Origin of the sequence: Bacillus sp. GbtcB10 (assembly GCF_019091365.1) — a bacterium.
Classification (GTDB): Bacteria; Bacillota; Bacilli; order Bacillales; family Bacillaceae; genus Bacillus; species Bacillus altitudinis.
The window spans coordinates 1-230 of record NZ_JAGXJP010000461.1; the positions used below are offsets into that span (position 1 = coordinate 1).

Sequence of the window (230 nt, forward strand, 5' to 3'; positions counted from 1 at the left end):
GGCGTATTCACGCCCACGGGCTCCCTTGCTCTGCGACCAGACGAGGCCGAAATTGCCTCGGGCCGCGTGAAAGGCATTGTCGCGCCCTTCGATGATCGCCACGTCGATGCCGCGCATCGCAAGGCCCAGACCGCAGGCGGTTCCAATGAGGCCGCCACCGACGACCACGACGTCTCTCGTCCCCAAATCCGGCATGTTGGTCCATCGCGAAAGTTGATGGATATGTTTTG

General features: G+C 62.2%; 1 protein-coding gene. It reads right to left on the reverse strand.

Going from position 1 to position 230, the window contains the following annotated elements:
• The coding region (locus KVT11_RS21505) for an FAD-dependent oxidoreductase (RefSeq protein WP_217609242.1) at positions 1-195 on the reverse strand (195 nt) is incomplete at its 3' end.
• Positions 196-230: the final 35 nt, after the last annotated feature.